Source organism: Streptomyces sp. NPDC057638, from assembly GCF_042800315.1.
GTDB lineage: Bacteria > Actinomycetota > Actinomycetes > Streptomycetales > Streptomycetaceae > Streptomyces.
This window is the reverse complement of the sequence record NZ_JBHVHF010000607.1, coordinates 1-1377: the sequence shown is the minus strand read 5'-3', so window position 1 is coordinate 1377 and position 1377 is coordinate 1. Positions and strand designations below refer to the sequence as shown.

Annotated in this window: 1 protein-coding gene; it reads right to left on the bottom strand. The window is 71.7% G+C overall.

The genetic code is table 11. From position 1 onward, the window contains the following. Nucleotides 1-36: 36 nt before the first annotated feature. Nucleotides 37-1377, bottom strand: a 1341-nt coding sequence (locus ACFVIM_RS35155) for a M16 family metallopeptidase (RefSeq protein ID WP_384310455.1), incomplete at its 5' end; no start/stop codon positions are given.

Sequence of the window (1377 nt, the reverse complement as noted above, 5' to 3'; positions counted from 1 at the left end):
GTGCCGGACGGCGGGCGTCCGGCACCGGGCAGAGACCTAGGCGACCGCCTCGTGGAGACGGTCGGCCTGGCGGTCCTTGAGCGGGCCGATGACGGCGAGGGACGGACGCTGCCCGAGGACCTCGGCGGCGACCGCGCGGACATCGTCGGGAGTGACGGCCGCTATCCGGGCCAGCATGTCGTCGACCGACATCTGCGCGCCCCAGCACAGCTCGCTCTTGCCGATGCGGTTCATCAGCGCCCCGGTGTCCTCAAGGCCGAGGACCGTGGAGCCGGAGAGCTGGCCGATGGCGCGGCCGATCTCGTCGTCGCTGAGGCCCTCGGCGGCGGCCCGGTCCAGTTCGTCCCGGCAGATCTTGAGGACGTCGTGGACCTGGCTGGGGCGGCAGCCCGCGTACACCCCGAACAGACCGCAGTCGGCGAAGCCGGAGGTGTAGGAGTAGACGCTGTAGGCCAGGCCGCGCTTCTCCCGGACCTCCTGGAAGAGCCGTGAGCTCATCCCGCCGCCGAGCGCCGTGTTGAGCACCCCGAGCGCCCAGCGGCGCTCGTCGGTGCGGGCGAGGCCCGGCATGCCGAGGACCACATGGGCCTGCTCGGTCCTGCGGCCGAGGTGATCCACCCGGCCCGCGGTGCGCACGCTGCGCCGCCCGTCGCGCGGGGCGAGGGGGACGGCGTCGGTACGGGTGAGGGCGCCCGCCCGCTCGAACGCGCGGCGGACCTGGCGTACGACGGTGGCGTGGTCGACGTTGCCCGCGGCGGCGACGACGAGATGGGTCGGGTCGTAGTGCTTCTGGTAGAAGCGGCGGACCCGCTCGGCGGTGAGCGCGTTGACCGTGTCGACGGTGCCCAGCACGGGACGGCCCAGCGGGCTGTCGCCGAACATGGTGTGCGCGAAGAGGTCGTGCACGCAGTCGCCCGGGTCGTCCTCCGTCATGGCGATCTCTTCGAGGATCACCCCGCGCTCGGCGTCGACGTCCTCCTGGAGGATCAGCGAGCCGGTGAGCATGTCACAGACGACATCGATGGCGAGCGGCAGGTCCGTGTCGAGCACCCGGGCGTAGTAGCAGGTGTACTCCTTCGCCGTGAAGGCGTTCATCTCGCCGCCGACCGCGTCGATCGCGGCGGAGATGTCCAGGGCGGTACGGCGCTGGGTGCCCTTGAAGAGGAGGTGCTCCAGATAGTGCGTGGCGCCGTTCAGTGACGGCGTCTCGTCCCGGGAGCCGACATGCGCCCAGATGCCGAAGGTCGCGGAGCGTACGGAGGGCAGGGTCTCGGTGACGATCCGCAGCCCACCGGGGAGGGTGGTGCGCCGGACGGTGCCGATGCCGTTCTCGCCCTTGAGAAGGGTTTGGGTACGGGCGACGGCCCGCGCCTGAGA